This window comes from Paraburkholderia kirstenboschensis (genome assembly GCF_904848585.1).
Taxonomy (GTDB): domain Bacteria; phylum Pseudomonadota; class Gammaproteobacteria; order Burkholderiales; family Burkholderiaceae; genus Paraburkholderia; species Paraburkholderia kirstenboschensis.
Genome location: NZ_CAJHCR010000004.1, coordinates 208,850 through 223,608, shown reverse-complemented (window position 1 = coordinate 223,608; position 14,759 = coordinate 208,850). Strand labels below are relative to the sequence as shown.

Genomic DNA, 14,759 nt, shown 5'->3' with positions numbered 1-14,759 from the left:
CAGATGCGACGTGTCGAGGAGTCCCGTTTAATGAGCCATTCTGAAGGCCATATTGTCTTGCTCGCGCCGATGACCGGTCCGGTCGTGCTGCTCGCGAACGTGCCCGACCCGGTGTTTTCGGGCGGCATGTTCGGCGACGGGATCGGCGTCGATCCGCTCGAGGGCCGACTCGTCGCGCCATGCGAGGGAACCGTCACCCATCTCGCGCGCACCGGCCACGCCGTGACGCTGGCGACAGCGGAGGGCGCCGAGATTCTGCTGCATATCGGTATCGACACTGTCGAGCTGAACGGCAAAGGCTTTGCGCCCATGGTCGAGCAGGGCGCACACGTGCATGCCGGCGACGTGCTGATCGAGTTCGATCAGGATCAAATCGCCTTGCATGCGCCGAGCCTTGTTTCTGTCATCGCTATTGCCAACTCGGACGCGTTCGAAATCGTCGAGCGCGCGCAGGGCGGCATGCTGAAGGCGGGTGAAACGCCGCTGTTGTTGCTGCGTCCTCGCGACGGTGCCGCGGCCGACGCGTCGCGTCAGTTGAGCGCAACGAGCGTGACCGAAGAAGCGCGGGCGCAAGTCGCCCTGGTTCACGCGGGCGGCCTGCATGCGCGGCCGGCAGCGCGTGCTCGTGAAGCGGCACGCGGTTTCGATGCACGTGTCGAAGTGCGTTACGAAGGGCGCAAGGCGGCAATTGAAAGCGTGGTTGGACTGCTGGGACTCGGCGCAGGTCAAGGCGCGACTGTGGAGTTACTCGGTGTGGGTCCGCAAGCCCGAGCCGCGGTCGACGCGATTGCTCAGGAACTGACCCGCGAGGCACACGGCGAAGTCGAAGAGAAGCCGGCGCGGCAAAGTTCGCCCGCACCGCAAACGGTGGCACCGGCGGCAGGCGAGGCTCTCGCGCCGAACACGCTCGCCGGTGTCTGCGCGGCGCCGGGTGTGGCTATCGGCAAGCTCGTGCGCTGGGACGACGCGGACATCGATCCGCCCGAACAGGCAAGCGGCACATCGGCTGCGGAAAGCCGTCTGCTCGACAAGGCGATTGCGACCGTCGACGCCGACCTCGGCACGACGGTGCGCGACGCGTCGCAACGCGGCGCGGTCGGCGAGGCGGGTATTTTCGCGGTGCATCGTGTCTTGCTCGAAGACCCCACGCTGCTCGACGCCGCGCGCGATCTGATCAGTCTCGGCAAGAGCGCGGGCTTTGCGTGGCGCGAAGCGATCCGCGCACAGATAGCCATCCTTACCAATATTGAGGACGCATTGCTCGCCGAGCGTGCCGCCGATCTGCGCGACATCGAGAAGCGCGTGCTGCGTGCGCTCGGCTATACGAATGCCGCGGCGCGCATGCTCCCGGACGAAGCCGTGCTCGCCGCGGAAGAGTTCACGCCGTCCGATTTGTCCGCACTGGATCGCTCGCGCGTCACGGCTCTCGTAATGGCGCGCGGCGGTGCGACGTCGCATGCGGCGATTCTCGCGCGGCAGGCGGGCATTCCCGCGCTGGTAGCCGTCGGCGATGCGCTCTATGCGATTCCCGAAGGCACGCAGGTCGTGGTGAACGCGACCACCGGCCGCCTGGAATTTGCACCGACGGAGTTCGATGTGGAACGCGCGCGTCTCGAGCGCAGCCGCCTCGCGGGCGTGCGCGAAGCGAACCGCCGTACGTCGCAGCAAGCTGCGGTCACGGCGGATGGCCGCGCGATCGAAGTCGCCGCGAACATCGCGACGCTCGACGACGCGAAAACGGCCGTCGAAAACGGCGCGGACTCGGTGGGCCTGCTGCGTACCGAACTGCTATTCATTCACCGCGCAGCCGCGCCGACCACGGACGAGCATCGACAAAGCTATCAAGGCATTGTCGACGCATTGAGCGGCCGCACGGCGATCATCCGCACGCTCGACGTCGGCGCGGATAAGGAAGTCGATTACCTCACGCTGCCGCCGGAGCCGAACCCCGCGCTCGGCTTGCGCGGCATTCGCCTCGCGCAGGTGCGCCCCGATCTGCTCGACGATCAGCTGCGCGGCCTGCTCGCCGTGAAGCCGTTTGGCGCCGTGCGCATTTTGCTGCCGATGGTGACCGATGCCGGCGAGCTGATCCAGATCCGCAAACGAATCGACGAATTCGCTCGCGAGCTGGGCCGCACCGAGCCGATCGAAGTCGGCGTGATGATTGAGGTGCCGTCGGCGGCGTTGCTGGCCGACCAACTGTCGCAACACGCGGACTTTCTGTCGATCGGCACCAATGACCTGACGCAATACACGCTTGCCATGGACCGCTGTCAGGCCGATCTCGCTGCGCAGGCCGACGGTCTGCATCCGGCTGTGCTGCGGCTGATCGCGGCGACCGTGCAAGGCGCGAACCGGCATGGCAAATGGGTCGGCGTATGCGGTGCGCTGGCGGGCGATCCGCTTGCGATGCCGCTGCTCGTTGGCCTCGGCGTGACCGAGCTTTCGGTGGACCCGGTTTCGGTGCCGGGCATCAAGGCGCGGGTGCGCAACCTCGATTATCAACTGTGCCGTCAACGCGCCCAGGATGCGCTGGCGCTCGAATCGGCGCAGGCGGTAAGAGCAGTAAGCCGCGAAACGTGGCCGTTGGACTGAACCCTGCACGGTACGCAACGCTACATAACTCAACGACGTCCGTCGACAACGAGACAAGGGATTGGAGGTATCAATGGATGGGAACCCGTTTCTGAAGATTCAGCGCCTGGGACGCGCGCTGATGCTGCCTATCGCAGTGCTGCCGGTTGCCGGCCTGCTGCTGCGCCTCGGCCAGCCCGATGTGTTCAACATCAAGATGATCGCCGACGCCGGCGGCGCGATCTTCGACAACCTGCCGCTGCTGTTCGCAATCGGCGTGGCGGTCGGTTTTGCAAAGGACAACAACGGCGTCGCGGGTCTCGCGGGCGCGATCGGTTATCTGATCGAAGTCGCGGTGATGAAGGACATCAACGACAAGCTCAACATGGGCGTGTTGTCCGGGATCGTGGCGGGTATCGTGGCGGGCTTGCTGTACAACCGCTACAAGGACATCAAGCTGCCCGACTACCTGGCGTTCTTCGGAGGGAAACGCTTCGTGCCGATCGTCACGGGCGTGGTCTGTCTCGCGCTCGGCATTGTGTTCGGCTATGTGTGGCAACCGGTGCAGAGCGTGATCGACACGGCCGGCCATTGGCTGACCACGGCGGGCGCGTTCGGCGCGTTCGTGTTCGGCGTGCTGAACCGGCTGCTGCTCGTTACGGGCTTGCACCACATCCTCAATTCGTTGACGTGGTTCGTGTTCGGCACCTTCACGCCGCCGGGCGGCGTCGCCGTAACCGGCGATCTGCATCGCTTCTTCGCCGGCGATCCGACCGCCGGAACGTTCATGACGGGCTTCTTTCCGGTCATGATGTTCGGCTTGCCGGCCGCGTGTCTCGCGATGTTCCATGAAGCGCCGAAGGAGCGCCGCGCGGTCGTGGGCGGTCTGCTGTTCTCGATGGCGCTTACGTCGTTTCTGACGGGCGTCACGGAACCGATCGAGTTCAGCTTCATGTTCCTCGCGCCGGTGCTATACGTGATCCACGCGCTGTTGACGGGTCTTGCCCTCGCGATCTGTTCTGCGCTCGGCATTCACCTCGGTTTCACGTTCTCCGCGGGCGCGATCGACTACGTGCTGAACTACGGCCTTTCGACGAAGGGCTGGCTGGCCATTCCGGTCGGCATTGCGTATTCGGTGGTGTACTACGGCCTGTTCCGCTTCTTCATTCGCAAGTTCAACATGGCGACGCCGGGCCGCGAACCGGCCGCTGCCGACGAGCAAGTCGATTCGTTCGCGGCCGGCGGTTTCGTTTCGCCTGCCGCCGGCGCTGCCGTGCCGCGCGCGCAGCGTTATATCGCGGCGCTGGGCGGCGCGTCGAATCTCTCGGTGGTGGATGCATGCACGACGCGTCTGCGTCTGTCGGTCGTGGACTCAAGCAAGGTGTCGGAGAACGAACTGAAGACGATCGGCGCGCGCGGCGTGCTCAAGCGCGGCGCGACGAACGTGCAGGTCATTATCGGGCCGGAAGCGGACATCATCGCAGATGAAATTCGGACTGCGATGGAGCGCGGCGGCAACGATGCCGCTGCGGTAATGCCGGCTGCTTCGGCTGCTGCGCCAGCTGCGGTCTCGGCTTCGGGTTCGGCTTCGGGTTCGGCTTCGGCGGCGGTGACCGCGGGTGGTGCGTCGCGTGCCGCAACCGGTCCGCTCGATCCCGATCCATTGCGCTGGCTGGCGGTGTTCGGCGGCGCCGGTAACATAAAGTCGCTCGACGCCGTCGCGGCAACGCGTCTGCGTATCGTCGTGCAAGATCCGTCGGCAGTGGATCGTCAGCGTCTCGCGACGCTCGACACGGCGTGGGTCGCGGCGGATACGTTCCATATCGTCGTCGGCGATGCGGCGCGGCGTTACGCGGAAACACTGGCCACGCGCGTGCCGGCCAGCGGCGGTGCGGCGCCTCTGCCTGCCTGATCAAACAAGCGTGGCGTGCAAAGCGCTTCAAGGCGCTTCATGCCACGCCGTGATGCGATAGCGGGCAACTGAACGGCCCGGCAACCAGCGCAATAAAAAAGCGGCACCTTGATTCGAGGTGCCGCTTTGCGTTTACCGGCGCAATGCCGATCAAGCTATTCGTTAGCGTGCTGCAAGTTGAACCGTTTAGCGTATCTGGCACGCGTCCCCGTCTTGTCGCGCAGCGCGGGAACATCGCATAAAAAAAGCCCCGCCGTCTTGCGAGGCAGGGCTTGCGACTTCAGCGCTTCTTTGGGCTAACCGGCTTGCACCAAGCGATGTGTCCGTTGGCGAGCGTTACGCGTATTCGGTCAGCGCACCGCGCATCTTCTTCATTGCGCTAGCTTCGATCTGACGAATACGCTCAGCCGATACGCCGAACTCATCGGCCAGCTCGTGCAGCGTCGAGCCGCCCGAACCGTCGTCTTCCACCTTCAGCCAGCGAGCTTCGATGATGCGGCGGCTGCGGGCGTCGAGCGCCTCCAGTGCCGTCGCGATACCGTCGCTTTGAAGCTTGTCGCGTTGACGCGAGGCCAGTACCGCGGTCGGCTCGCTGTGCGAGTCGGCGAGATACGCGATCGGCGCATACGACTCTTCGCCGTCTTCAACCTGGCCTTCCAGCGCGATGTCGCCGCCGGAGAGGCGCGTTTCCATCTCGGCCACTTCTTCGCGCTTGACGTTCAGCTCCTTGGCGAGACCTTCGATCTCGTCCGGCGTGAAAGCGCCCAAGCCTTGCTTATGGCTGCGCAGATTGAAGAACAGCTTGCGCTGCGCCTTGGTTGTGGCGACCTTCACCATGCGCCAGTTGCGCAGGATGTATTCGTGGATCTCGGCCTTGATCCAGTGCATGGCATACGACACGAGACGTACGTTCTGCTCGGGATCGAAGCGCTTCACGGCCTTCATCAGGCCGATATTGCCTTCCTGGATCAGGTCGGCGTGCGGCAGCCCATAGCCCAGATAGTTGCGCGCGATCGAGACGACCAGCCGCAGGTGCGACAGCACGAGGCGGCGTGCAGCCTCGAGGTTGTCGTGCTCGCGGAATTCTGTGGCGAACTGGCGTTCTTCTGCCGGCGTCAGCATCGGAATCCGATTTACGGCCTGGATGTAGGCGTCGATATTGCCCAGTTGACCGGGCAGCAGGGAGGAATGCGAGAGCGCCAGCGCACCTGCCGGAGCGGCCTTAGCCGACGACGGGCTCAGAGTACTCGGAAGGGTCAATGCATGGCTCACGTTTAAAACTCCTTTGGAATCAGGCAAAAGCTTGTTCAGGTAAGGACTCCAGCGTTGGATGTTAGCACTCTCGTTTTCCGAGTGCTAATACTTAGAGCTCATAGGGGCATCCAAGTTCCGTAGTTTCCTATTGAATTTCAAGTTTCAATAGCCATCATACTCGCCTTTAAAGGCCAGCGCCGGTGCCGTAGGAATTACCTAACAAAGTCCATTCATTCTCACTTTCGACCGATTTTTTCAATTTTTGATGTATGTAATTGCGAAATTTTAAGTTTCTTAATAGGATCCACCGACTTCAGATTGTCTTTAGAATACGCAGACTGTTACAGATCGTTCAACTTGCTGAACTCGGGTATCAGATGGACAACAAAAAGAACGTCTTCCGTGGCCTGGCTCTAAAAGCGGCATGCGCGGCTCTGCTGCTCACCCTTTCCGGCGTTGCTGCCGCCGATCAGTTCGGAATCCAGGTCACCGGGGCTGTCGGGGATCGCCATGTCAAAAAGCTGGACCTTGGCTTGGTGTGGGACCCCAATCTCACGTGGTGGCAGATCGGCGACTGGCATTTCGCGCTGATCGGCGAGGCCCACGTGGCCTGGTGGCATACGAACGAAGGCAATGTGCATGAGAACATCGGCGAGATCGGTGTGACGCCTATCATTCGCTTCATTAAAGGATCGGGATCAATCCGGCCTTTCGTCGAGCTGGGCGCGGGCGTGCGCTTGCTGTCGAGCCCGAGAATTTCTTCGACCTTCACGCTGTCCACAGCGTTCCAGTTCGCCGATATGGCGGGCGTGGGCATGCAGTTCGGCGGCCATCAGCAGTATCAGGCGGGCTACCGCTTCCAGCATGTTTCGAATGGCGGTATCAAAGAGCCGAATCCTGGTATAAATTTCCACCAGCTATACCTGCAATATAACTTCTGACGACCGTGGCCGCGTCTGGCTCACCGGTGCAAGGGGCTGAGCAATGGCGGCAAAGACAATCGAGGCGATTCGCGGGCTGGAACGCGAACGCTTCCGCGCGATGGTCGACGGCGACGGTCAATCGCTCGACGCGCTGCTCGCGGAGAACGTGAGCTACGTGCACACGAACGGCAAGCGCGAGACGAAGCGACAGTTCATCGACGGCATTACCGCAGGGCGCCGCCGCTACCGGCAGATCGAAGTGCAGTCGCAAGATGTGCTGGCGGTCGGCCGCGAAACTTGCGTCGTGACCGGCCGCGCGCTGATCGAGATGGAAGCGAATAGCGGCGCACTGCTTTTTCCCATTGCCTACACGGCGATCCACACGCAGGAAGACGGCCAGTGGCGCCTCATCGCATGGCAGGCGACGCGTTGCGCGATTGAGTGAGCGAATGAGTGAGCCTTAGTGCGCGGGCGTTCTCGCGACGTCGGCGATCAACTCGACTTGCCTCTCTATCGCGCTCGGCGCCGGCGCCTCGCCGCGCAGCACGGCGCCGATCCATGCCGCTGTCGTCGCGGCGTCGCGCGCTTCGGGCAACTCGACCTCGGGTGCGTCGGGCGACGAGCGCTCATGCGGCACTCGCGTCTCGCAGACCCCGTCATGCAGCCAGTCGACCTGCACCTGACGCCGGGTGTCGGCCACGGCTTCGCCCTCCGTGCCCCGTGCGAGCAAGGCACCGCCGGCCGCCGCGTCGGGATGGGTGCTGAATAGCTGAGTGAGGCTGTCCCGGTACGGGGGATGCGTGTAGTTCACGAGACGCAGTCCGGCGGGCGCGAACGGCTGGAGAATCTTGACGAGCGTATGCGTCGAGTTGCGCACGCCCATGCGCCGGCGCAGCGCGAGCAGACGCGCGAGCTTTGGCGCCAGCACGTCGATCGGCGCAAATGCGAGACGGCGCTCTGCGAGGCCGTCTTCAATGTCGTCATGCGAGTTCGCGTGCGGTATCCGCAGGTGCGTGAAAATTTCAGCGCTTGTCACGCGGCCGGGATCGTCGGTAATGCCGTGCACGAGAACCGGCACCCCTTCACGCGCGAGCAGCAGCGCAAGCAGCGGCACGAGGTTCGGCTGCTTGCGCGCGCCGTTATAGCTGGGGATCGACACAGGCCGAAACTCGCCGGGCCGCAGATGAACCGGCTCGAACGACGCATGGGCGCCCGCCAGCATCGCCGCGAGTTCGTCGGCGGTTTCGCCTTTCACACGATAAGCGAGCAGCACCGCGCCCAGCTCGAGTTCACCGACGCGGCCGTCGAGCATGGCGGTGTAGAGCGCGCGGGTATCTTCGGCGGTGAGCGCGCGGGCTCCATTCGGCCCGCGGCCGATTTCCTTGATGAAGCGGGCGCAGGGGAACGGGTTGGCGGTGTCGGTGGAGTCGGTCATGGGAGCAATTGACGTGCTGGCGTGCCGCCATCGGGTCGGCCGCCACGGTATTCAAGGGACGTTATCTAATGTGAGTATCGCATCTATAGCCGTCTGGCGAGGCGTGGGCACTGGCGCGCCGCTGTCGCGAACCCGTGCCGGACTGGCGCACGCCACCTTCTACCGCGCGTTACACTCGCTGTTTTATCGCCGCGCTGCGGCTCATATCGAAGAACGGAGAACCGGATGAGTTACGTATTTGCACCGGCACCGGTGGTCGGAGTGCCGGTTGTGGGGTCCAGCGAGCAGTTCCCTGTGCGTCGCATTTATTGCGTCGGCCGCAACTACGAGGCGCATGCCCGCGAGATGGGGCACGATCCCGACCGCGAGCCGCCGTTTTTCTTCGGCAAGCCGGCGGATGCCGTCCTGTATGTCGCGCCGGGCGAGATCGGCGAATTCCCTTTTCCGACGCTATCGAAAAACCTCCACTTCGAGATGGAGCTCGTCGCGGCGATCGGCAAAGGCGGCAAAAATATCTCCGCGGAGAGCGCGCTGGATCACGTCTATGGCTACGCGCTCGGTCTCGACATGACGCGCCGGGACCTGCAGGCCGAGGCGAAGAAGCTGGGTCGTCCGTGGGACACCGCAAAGGGTTTCGATCACTCCGCGCCGCTTGGCCCGATTCATCCCGTGTCGAGCGTGGGCCACATCGGGAAGGGCGCGATCTGGCTGTCCGTGAACGGTGAAGAGAAGCAACGCTCGGACGTGTCGCAGCTCATCTGGTCGGTAGGCGAAACCATTGCCTACCTGTCGACGCTCTTCGAGTTGCAGCCGGGCGATCTGATTTTCACCGGCACGCCGGAAGGCGTCGGCGCGGTGGTGCAGGGCGATCTGATGAAAGGCGGCGTGGACGGGCTGGGCGAGTTCAGCGTGCGCGTCGTCTGAAGTAGTTCTGGGAGGAGACAACCACATGAAGCTCTATAGCTATTTTCGCAGCTCGGCGTCGTATCGGGTGCGGATTGCTCTAAACCTGAAGAACCTGCCGTACGAGTATGTGCCTGTGCATCTCGTGCGAGACGGTGGCGAGCAGTTGAAGCCGGAATACCGCAAGGTCAACGTGGACGGCATCGTGCCCACGTTGATCGACGGCCATGAGGTGATGCCGCAGTCGCTAGCCATCATCGAATATCTCGAGGAAACGCATCCCGAGCCGCCGCTTCTGCCGAAGGCGCCCGCCGACCGTGCATATGTGCGGTCGGTCGCGTTGCAGGTGGCGTGCGAAATTCATCCGCTAAACAATCTGCGGGTGCTGAAGTATCTGAAACACACGCTGCGCGTGGAGAACGACGCGAAAGACGCCTGGTACCGGCACTGGGTGGACACCGGCTTTGCGACGCTGGAGGCTCACCTTGCAGGCGACGCGCGCACCGGCAAGCTTTGTTTCGGCGACGAGCCGACACTCGCCGACGCGTGCCTGATCCCGCAGGTGTTTAACGCGCAGCGCTTCAATGTCGATACGGCAAGGTATCCGACCATACAGCGCATCTATGAGCACGCGATGCAAATCGACGCGTTTGCGCGCGCTGCGCCCGGCGTGCAGCCAGACGCCGAATGAGCCGCACGGCGTTGCCGGTGCAGAAAGGGCACTCCGAGGAGTGCCCTTTTTTTGGCTTGCCGGCGTGGCGCCGGTGGTGGCGCGGCTTCGGCTTACCCGCCTAGCAACGCATCTGAGAACTCTTCAGCGCTGAAAGGCTGCAAGTCCTCGACCTTTTCGCCAACGCCGATGAAGTACACCGGAATTGGTCGCTGCCGCGCGATGGCTGCAAGAATGCCGCCCTTGGCCGTACCGTCGAGCTTGGTGACGATCAGGCCGGTCAAGCCCAGCGCGTCGTCGAAAGCCTTGACCTGCGCAAGCGCGTTCTGCCCGGTATTGGCGTCGATGACGAGCAACACCTCGTGCGGCGCGCCGTCTTGCGCCTTGCCGATCACGCGCTTGACCTTGCGCAATTCCTCCATCAGATGCAACTGCGTAGGCAGACGGCCGGCCGTGTCCGCCATCATCACGTCGATCTTGCGCGCCCGCGCGGCACCGACCGCGTCGAAAATGACGGCCGCCGGATCGCCGCTTTCCTGCGACACCACGGTGACGTTGTTGCGTTGTCCCCAGATCGCCAACTGCTCGCGCGCGGCGGCGCGGAACGTGTCGCCGGCGGCAAGCAACACCGACTGGTTAAAACTCTGCAGATGCTTGGCGAGCTTGCCGATGCTCGTCGTCTTGCCCGCGCCGTTGACGCCCGCGATCATCATGACGAGCGGCTGCGCGCGCCCGAGCATCAGCGAGCTTTCTAGCGGCTTAAGCAACTCGACCAGTAGCGCGCGCAGCGCCGTCTTGACCTGTTGCGGCTCCGTAAGACGCTCGGTGCGAACCTTCTCGCGCAGCGCTTCAAGCAGGAATTCGGTTGCGTCGACGCCCGCGTCGGACATGATCAGCGCGGTTTCCAGCTCTTCGTAAAGCTCCTCGTCGATCTTGGTGCCGACGAAAATGCCGGTGAGACTCGAACTGGTCTTCGACAAACCGGTTTTCAGACGAGTCAGCCACGAGCGTTTCGCGCTCGCATCCTGCAAGGGCGGAGGCACGATTTCGACGGTCTCGAGCGTCGATTCCTCGAAATCCGGCTGGGGCTGCGGTTCCGGCGAGGCGGCGGCCGGCGACATAATGCTAGCCGGCGGGCTGGAAGTGGAAGCCGGCCCGGTGGTTGCCGGGAGAGGAGGCGCGACCGGCGCTTCTACGGCCGGCTCGTCAATCAGCCCCTCCGGCGCGATTTGCGATTCGTCTGGCGCGTTTTCGGACTCTTTCGAACCCTTGAATCGTTTGAAAAAGCTGAACATGATCTGGCATGGTGAGAGCGCGCGCCGATGCGCGCAGCCGGTACAGCACCGGCGAAAGCGGCAGGCAGCGTTGCGATGCGGGATGCAAGGCGCTGGAAGCCGCACATTTTATCAGGCGCGCCGTCGCACGTCGTATAGGCCGAACGGCCAGGCTGGACGCGCCGCGCCCCTGTGGTAACGTTGGCGCTCCGGTCCGCTTGCTTCGACGCAGCGGACGCTTCTATCAACGTAATCGAAACTGCATGCCCCGTTCAGCCACTTCCCGCGCCCATGGCGCTTCGTCCAAAGGCGGCAAGCCGCACGCCATCCGGATTATCGGCGGCGACTGGAAACGCACGCCGCTGCCCGTGCTCGACCTGGACGGCTTGCGCCCCACGCCGGACCGCGTCCGCGAAACGCTGTTCAACTGGCTCGGGCAACGTCTGGATGGTCAGCGCTGCCTCGATCTGTTTGCCGGCAGCGGCGCGCTCGGCTTCGAAGCGGCGTCGCGCGGCGCCGCACGCGTGCTGATGGTCGAGCGTAACGCGAGAGCGGCGACCCAGTTGCGGGCAAACCAGGAACGCCTCGCGGCGCGCATGATCGAAATTGCCGAGGCCGACGGTTTACGCCTTGCGGCGAGCCTGCCTCCCGGTTCGTTCGACGTGGTATTCCTCGACCCGCCGTTTGGCACGGATGTGCTGGACAAAGCGCTCGCGCTGGCCGCTCCGCTCGTGAGCGACGAGGGTTTCCTATATGTGGAAGCTGGCGTGGCGATCGAGCCCGGCGCGAACGAAGCGCTTGCAGGGTGGGAAATCGTGCGGCAAGGCAAGGCGGGCGCTGTCCACTTCCATTTGCTGCAGCGCGAAAATGAGGAATAATGCGCCTTCCATAACAAGCGCCGGACGGTTTGCCGTCACGCGCGCGGCCGGTGCCAAATGCGTCGCGTGGACGCTTTGACGTGCCCATCTGTCTGAAGAGAGGAGAAATCTCATGGTAGTCGCCGTGTACCCGGGCACGTTCGATCCGCTAACGCGCGGTCACGAAGACCTCGTTCGGCGCGCGTCGAGCATCTTCGACACGCTGGTGGTCGGTGTCGCCGACAGCCGCAACAAGAAGCCGTTCTTCACGCTGAAAGAGCGGCTTGATATCGCTCACGAAGTGCTGGGCCATTACCCGAATGTTCAGGTCATGAGCTTCAAAGGGCTGCTGAAGGACTTCGTTCGCAGCAATAACGCGCGAGTGATCGTGCGCGGACTGCGCGCGGTGTCCGACTTCGAGTATGAGTTTCAGATGGCGGGCATGAACCGCTATCTGTTGCCGGACGTCGAAACCATGTTCATGACGCCGTCCGATCAATACCAGTTCATCTCGGGCACGATCGTGCGCGAGATTGCGCAGTTGGGCGGCGACGTGAGCAAGTTCGTTTTCCCGTCGGTCGAAAAATGGCTGAAGGAAAAGGTTGCGGCGTTGGACCAGGATAACGGCGCTCCAGCGGCGCTGCCGTAACCGGCGTAAACTGTCGGATTGACGGATCAAAGCCGGCTGCGGCCGGCGCGAAGTGAGAGAAGTATGGCCTTGATGATTACCGACGAGTGCATCAATTGTGACGTGTGCGAGCCCGAATGCCCGAACGACGCGATTTCGATGGGCCCGGAAATCTACGTGATCGACCCGAAGAAGTGTACGGAGTGCGTCGGTCATTTCGACGAACCGCAATGCATCCAGGTGTGCCCGGTCGAGTGTATTCCGCGCGATCCCGAGTATCTCGAAACACCGGAAGGCTTGATGGCGAAGTACCACGCACTGCAGGCGGCAAAGAGCGCGTAACGTTCTTGCGGTGGGAATGTAAAACGGCGAGGCGCGGGCCTCGCCGTTTTTTTTCGCGCACGTCCAATCAGAATCAGCCGATGTAGGCGCTGAATATGTCGCGCAATGCGTCGAGCAAAAGGCCGCACTCCGCGTCGGTACCGACCGAGATGCGCAAGTGTTGGTCGATTCTCGGCGCGTTGAAGTGGCGCACGAAAATTTCCCTTTCACGAAGCCGAGACACGAGCGTTGTCGCGTCGTACGCCTCGTGACGCGCAAACAGCAGATTGGCTGCGGACGGCACCACGTCGAAGCCTAGCGCCGTTAGCCCCGCCGCCAGTCGCTCGCGGCTTGCAATCACTTTTGCGCACGTGTCGCGAAACCACGCGTCGTCTTCGTAAGCCGCGCGGGCGGCGACTTGCGCGAGGCGGTCGAGCGGATAGGAGTTGAAGCTGTCTTTCACACGATTGAGCGCGTCGATCAGCTCCGCGTTGCCAAAGGCGAAGCCGACGCGCATGCCTGCCAGCGAGCGCGACTTGGACACTGTCTGCACGACGAGCAGATTCGGAAAGCGGTCGATCAGTCCAATCGCCGACTCGGCTCCGAAGTCGACATAGGCTTCGTCGATCACCGTAACGGAGTCGGCGTTTTTCGCTACCAGGCGCTCGATATCGGCGAGCGGCAACGGACGTCCAGTCGGCGCATTCGGGTTCGGAAACAGGATGCCGCCGTTCGCAACGGCGTAGTCGTCGACATTGATGGCGAAATTTTCGTCCAGCGGAATCGTCTGGTAGTCGACGTCGAAAAGCCTCGCGTACGTGGGATAGAAGCTGTACGTGATGTCAGGGAACAGCAAAGGTTTGTCGTGCTTCAGCAAAGCCTGGAAGGTGAGCGCAAGCACTTCATCCGAGCCGTTGCCCGCGAACACCTGATCGGCACGGATGCCGTGGTAGGCGGCAACTGTTTCGCGCAACTTGAGCGCGGTGGGGTCCGGGTAGCGGCGCAGCGACTCGCCTGCATCGGCCAGTTCCTGGCGAATCGCCTCGAGCACGCGGGGCGACGGAGGATAGGGATTTTCGTTGGTGTTCAGCTTGACCGGATGGGCGAGCAGGGGTTGCTCGCCCGGCACATACGGCGTCAGTCGGTGAACGATGTCACTCCAATATCGGCTCAAAGCACTCTCCTATCCTTGCAAGGTGGTCGATCGGGTTAGGGCTTTAGCTACTCGCCGGAGGCGCGCTTTTTTAGCTGCTTTGGCCGGACAAAGCGCTTACTCCTTCCCCACGCCGATGGCCGTTGTAAAGGCTCGATGACGGGCGCCGCCGCGCGCTGGTTCACCTCGATCTGCGCCGCCGCGCGCAACACCAGTCACGAATTGCGATGCAGTTGCATCATCGCTCGTTCAAGCTCGCCTTTGATGATCTGCGGCATGACCGCCAACGCGCGCTCGATGGACGCGTCGATCGCATCCTGCTCTTCACGCCGCGGTGGTTTCAGGACGTAGTTCGCGACGTCGGGCTTGGCGCCCGCACGCGCGCTTTCAGGAATCAGGTCGCGTGGATGCCCGATGCCGATGCGCAGTCGCCAATATTGCTGCGACGACAGGTGCGCCGTGATGTCCTTCAAGCCGTTATGTCCGCCGCTGCCGCCGCCGAGCTTCAGCTTCACGCTGCCGGGCGGCATGTCGAGTTCGTCATGCGCGACCAGGATTTCGTCGGGAAGAATCTTGAAGAATTGCGCGACTGCGACGACAGACTGACCCGAGCGGTTCATATAAGTCTGCGGCTCCAGCAGGTGCACTTCCTCGCCGTGGAGTCGCGCCTTCGCGTAAAAGCCATGGAAGCGCCGCTCGTCGCGCAGCGTCGTGCCCGCTTCGCGCGCCAGTTGATCCACCAGCCAGAAGCCGGCGTTATGGCGCGTCGCAGTGTATTCGGCGCCCGGATTGCCGAGGCCGACGATCAGCTTGATCATGATTGCGTGGGTCCATCTGGCCCGCAAGCGAAACGCG

14 protein-coding genes are annotated in these 14,759 nt (G+C 63.1%); 9 read left to right on the top strand and 5 right to left on the bottom strand.

Annotated features, from left to right (window positions below):
- Positions 1-3 precede the first annotated feature (3 nt).
- Both ptsP and nagE read left to right on the top strand, forming a co-directional pair.
- Positions 4-2,595, top strand: a complete 2,592-nt coding sequence (gene ptsP, locus JMY24_RS13795; RefSeq protein WP_128594206.1) for a phosphoenolpyruvate--protein phosphotransferase — start codon at positions 4-6, stop codon at positions 2,593-2,595.
- 73 nt (positions 2,596-2,668) lie between these two features.
- Positions 2,669-4,486, top strand: a complete 1,818-nt coding sequence (nagE, locus tag JMY24_RS13790; RefSeq protein ID WP_128594207.1) for an N-acetylglucosamine-specific PTS transporter subunit IIBC — start codon at positions 2,669-2,671, stop codon at positions 4,484-4,486.
- Between the two features lie 336 nt (positions 4,487-4,822).
- Here nagE and rpoH read toward each other — a convergent pair whose 3' ends face one another.
- Positions 4,823-5,758: an RNA polymerase sigma factor RpoH gene (gene rpoH / locus JMY24_RS13785; protein WP_020067013.1), complete on the bottom strand. Its 936-nt coding sequence runs from the start codon at positions 5,756-5,758 to the stop codon at positions 4,823-4,825.
- Positions 5,759-6,117: 359 nt separating this feature from the next.
- On the opposite strand from rpoH, the gene JMY24_RS13780 reads away from it, so the two are divergent.
- Positions 6,118-6,681, top strand: a complete 564-nt coding sequence (locus JMY24_RS13780) for an acyloxyacyl hydrolase (RefSeq protein ID WP_128589092.1) — start codon at positions 6,118-6,120, stop codon at positions 6,679-6,681.
- A 43-nt stretch (positions 6,682-6,724) separates the two neighbouring features.
- Positions 6,725-7,108, top strand: a complete 384-nt coding sequence (locus tag JMY24_RS13775; RefSeq protein ID WP_128589090.1) for a nuclear transport factor 2 family protein — start codon at positions 6,725-6,727, stop codon at positions 7,106-7,108.
- 15 nt (positions 7,109-7,123) lie between these two features.
- Here JMY24_RS13775 and ybiB read toward each other — a convergent pair whose 3' ends face one another.
- Complete coding sequence (gene ybiB / locus JMY24_RS13770; protein WP_201702250.1) at positions 7,124-8,098, bottom strand: DNA-binding protein YbiB; 975 nt, start codon at positions 8,096-8,098, stop codon at positions 7,124-7,126.
- Positions 8,099-8,323: 225 nt separating this feature from the next.
- Here ybiB and JMY24_RS13765 point away from each other — a divergent pair, with 225 nt between their 5' ends.
- Both JMY24_RS13765 and maiA read left to right on the top strand, forming a co-directional pair.
- Positions 8,324-9,022 (top strand): fumarylacetoacetate hydrolase family protein, encoded by a 699-nt coding sequence (locus JMY24_RS13765; protein ID WP_201702248.1) that lies wholly within the window; start codon positions 8,324-8,326, stop codon positions 9,020-9,022.
- 25 nt (positions 9,023-9,047) lie between these two features.
- The gene (gene maiA, locus JMY24_RS13760) at positions 9,048-9,692 is read left to right on the top strand and encodes a maleylacetoacetate isomerase (RefSeq protein WP_128587840.1); all 645 of its coding nucleotides are present in this window, start codon (positions 9,048-9,050) and stop codon (positions 9,690-9,692) included.
- A gap of 92 nt (positions 9,693-9,784) precedes the next feature.
- On the opposite strand, the gene ftsY is transcribed toward maiA, so the two are convergent.
- Positions 9,785-10,966, bottom strand: coding sequence for a signal recognition particle-docking protein FtsY (gene ftsY / locus JMY24_RS13755; protein ID WP_201702246.1), 1,182 nt, complete (start codon positions 10,964-10,966; stop codon positions 9,785-9,787).
- A 242-nt stretch (positions 10,967-11,208) separates the two neighbouring features.
- On the opposite strand from ftsY, the gene rsmD reads away from it, so the two are divergent.
- From rsmD to JMY24_RS13740, 3 genes are all read left to right on the top strand, one after another.
- On the top strand, positions 11,209-11,823 hold the full coding sequence (rsmD, locus tag JMY24_RS13750) for a 16S rRNA (guanine(966)-N(2))-methyltransferase RsmD (RefSeq protein ID WP_128594211.1): 615 nt from the start codon (positions 11,209-11,211) through the stop codon (positions 11,821-11,823).
- Positions 11,824-11,935: 112 nt separating this feature from the next.
- Positions 11,936-12,451, top strand: coding sequence for a pantetheine-phosphate adenylyltransferase (coaD, locus tag JMY24_RS13745; RefSeq protein ID WP_128594212.1), 516 nt, complete (start codon positions 11,936-11,938; stop codon positions 12,449-12,451).
- Positions 12,452-12,514: 63 nt separating this feature from the next.
- Positions 12,515-12,772: a YfhL family 4Fe-4S dicluster ferredoxin gene (locus JMY24_RS13740; protein WP_128587846.1), complete on the top strand. Its 258-nt coding sequence runs from the start codon at positions 12,515-12,517 to the stop codon at positions 12,770-12,772.
- Positions 12,773-12,845: 73 nt separating this feature from the next.
- Here the strand turns inward: JMY24_RS13740 and hisC are convergent, their stop codons facing one another.
- Entirely contained in the window at positions 12,846-13,925 is a 1,080-nt protein-coding gene (gene hisC / locus JMY24_RS13735) for a histidinol-phosphate transaminase (protein WP_128587848.1), read from the bottom strand.
- Positions 13,926-14,119: 194 nt separating this feature from the next.
- A complete protein-coding gene (gene pth, locus JMY24_RS13730; protein ID WP_128594213.1) occupies positions 14,120-14,722 on the bottom strand; it encodes an aminoacyl-tRNA hydrolase in 603 nt (200 codons plus the stop codon).
- Between the last annotated feature and the right edge of the window lie 37 nt (positions 14,723-14,759).

Excerpts from the sequence above, each read along its gene's own strand:
- ptsP (WP_128594206.1), top strand. The coding sequence starts at position 4 with ATGCGACGTGTCGAGGAGTCCCGTTTAATGAGCCATTCTGAAGGCCAT.
- nagE (WP_128594207.1), top strand. The coding sequence starts at position 2,669 with ATGGATGGGAACCCGTTTCTGAAGATTCAGCGCCTGGGACGCGCGCTG.
- JMY24_RS13780 (WP_128589092.1), top strand. The coding sequence starts at position 6,118 with ATGGACAACAAAAAGAACGTCTTCCGTGGCCTGGCTCTAAAAGCGGCA.
- JMY24_RS13775 (WP_128589090.1), top strand. The coding sequence starts at position 6,725 with ATGGCGGCAAAGACAATCGAGGCGATTCGCGGGCTGGAACGCGAACGC.
- ybiB (WP_201702250.1), bottom strand. The coding sequence starts at position 8,098 with ATGACCGACTCCACCGACACCGCCAACCCGTTCCCCTGCGCCCGCTTC.
- JMY24_RS13765 (WP_201702248.1), top strand. The coding sequence starts at position 8,324 with ATGAGTTACGTATTTGCACCGGCACCGGTGGTCGGAGTGCCGGTTGTG.
- maiA (WP_128587840.1), top strand. The coding sequence starts at position 9,048 with ATGAAGCTCTATAGCTATTTTCGCAGCTCGGCGTCGTATCGGGTGCGG.
- ftsY (WP_201702246.1), bottom strand. The coding sequence starts at position 10,966 with ATGTTCAGCTTTTTCAAACGATTCAAGGGTTCGAAAGAGTCCGAAAAC.
- rsmD (WP_128594211.1), top strand. The coding sequence starts at position 11,209 with ATGCCCCGTTCAGCCACTTCCCGCGCCCATGGCGCTTCGTCCAAAGGC.
- coaD (WP_128594212.1), top strand. The coding sequence starts at position 11,936 with ATGGTAGTCGCCGTGTACCCGGGCACGTTCGATCCGCTAACGCGCGGT.
- JMY24_RS13740 (WP_128587846.1), top strand. The coding sequence starts at position 12,515 with ATGGCCTTGATGATTACCGACGAGTGCATCAATTGTGACGTGTGCGAG.
- pth (WP_128594213.1), bottom strand. The coding sequence starts at position 14,722 with ATGATCAAGCTGATCGTCGGCCTCGGCAATCCGGGCGCCGAATACACT.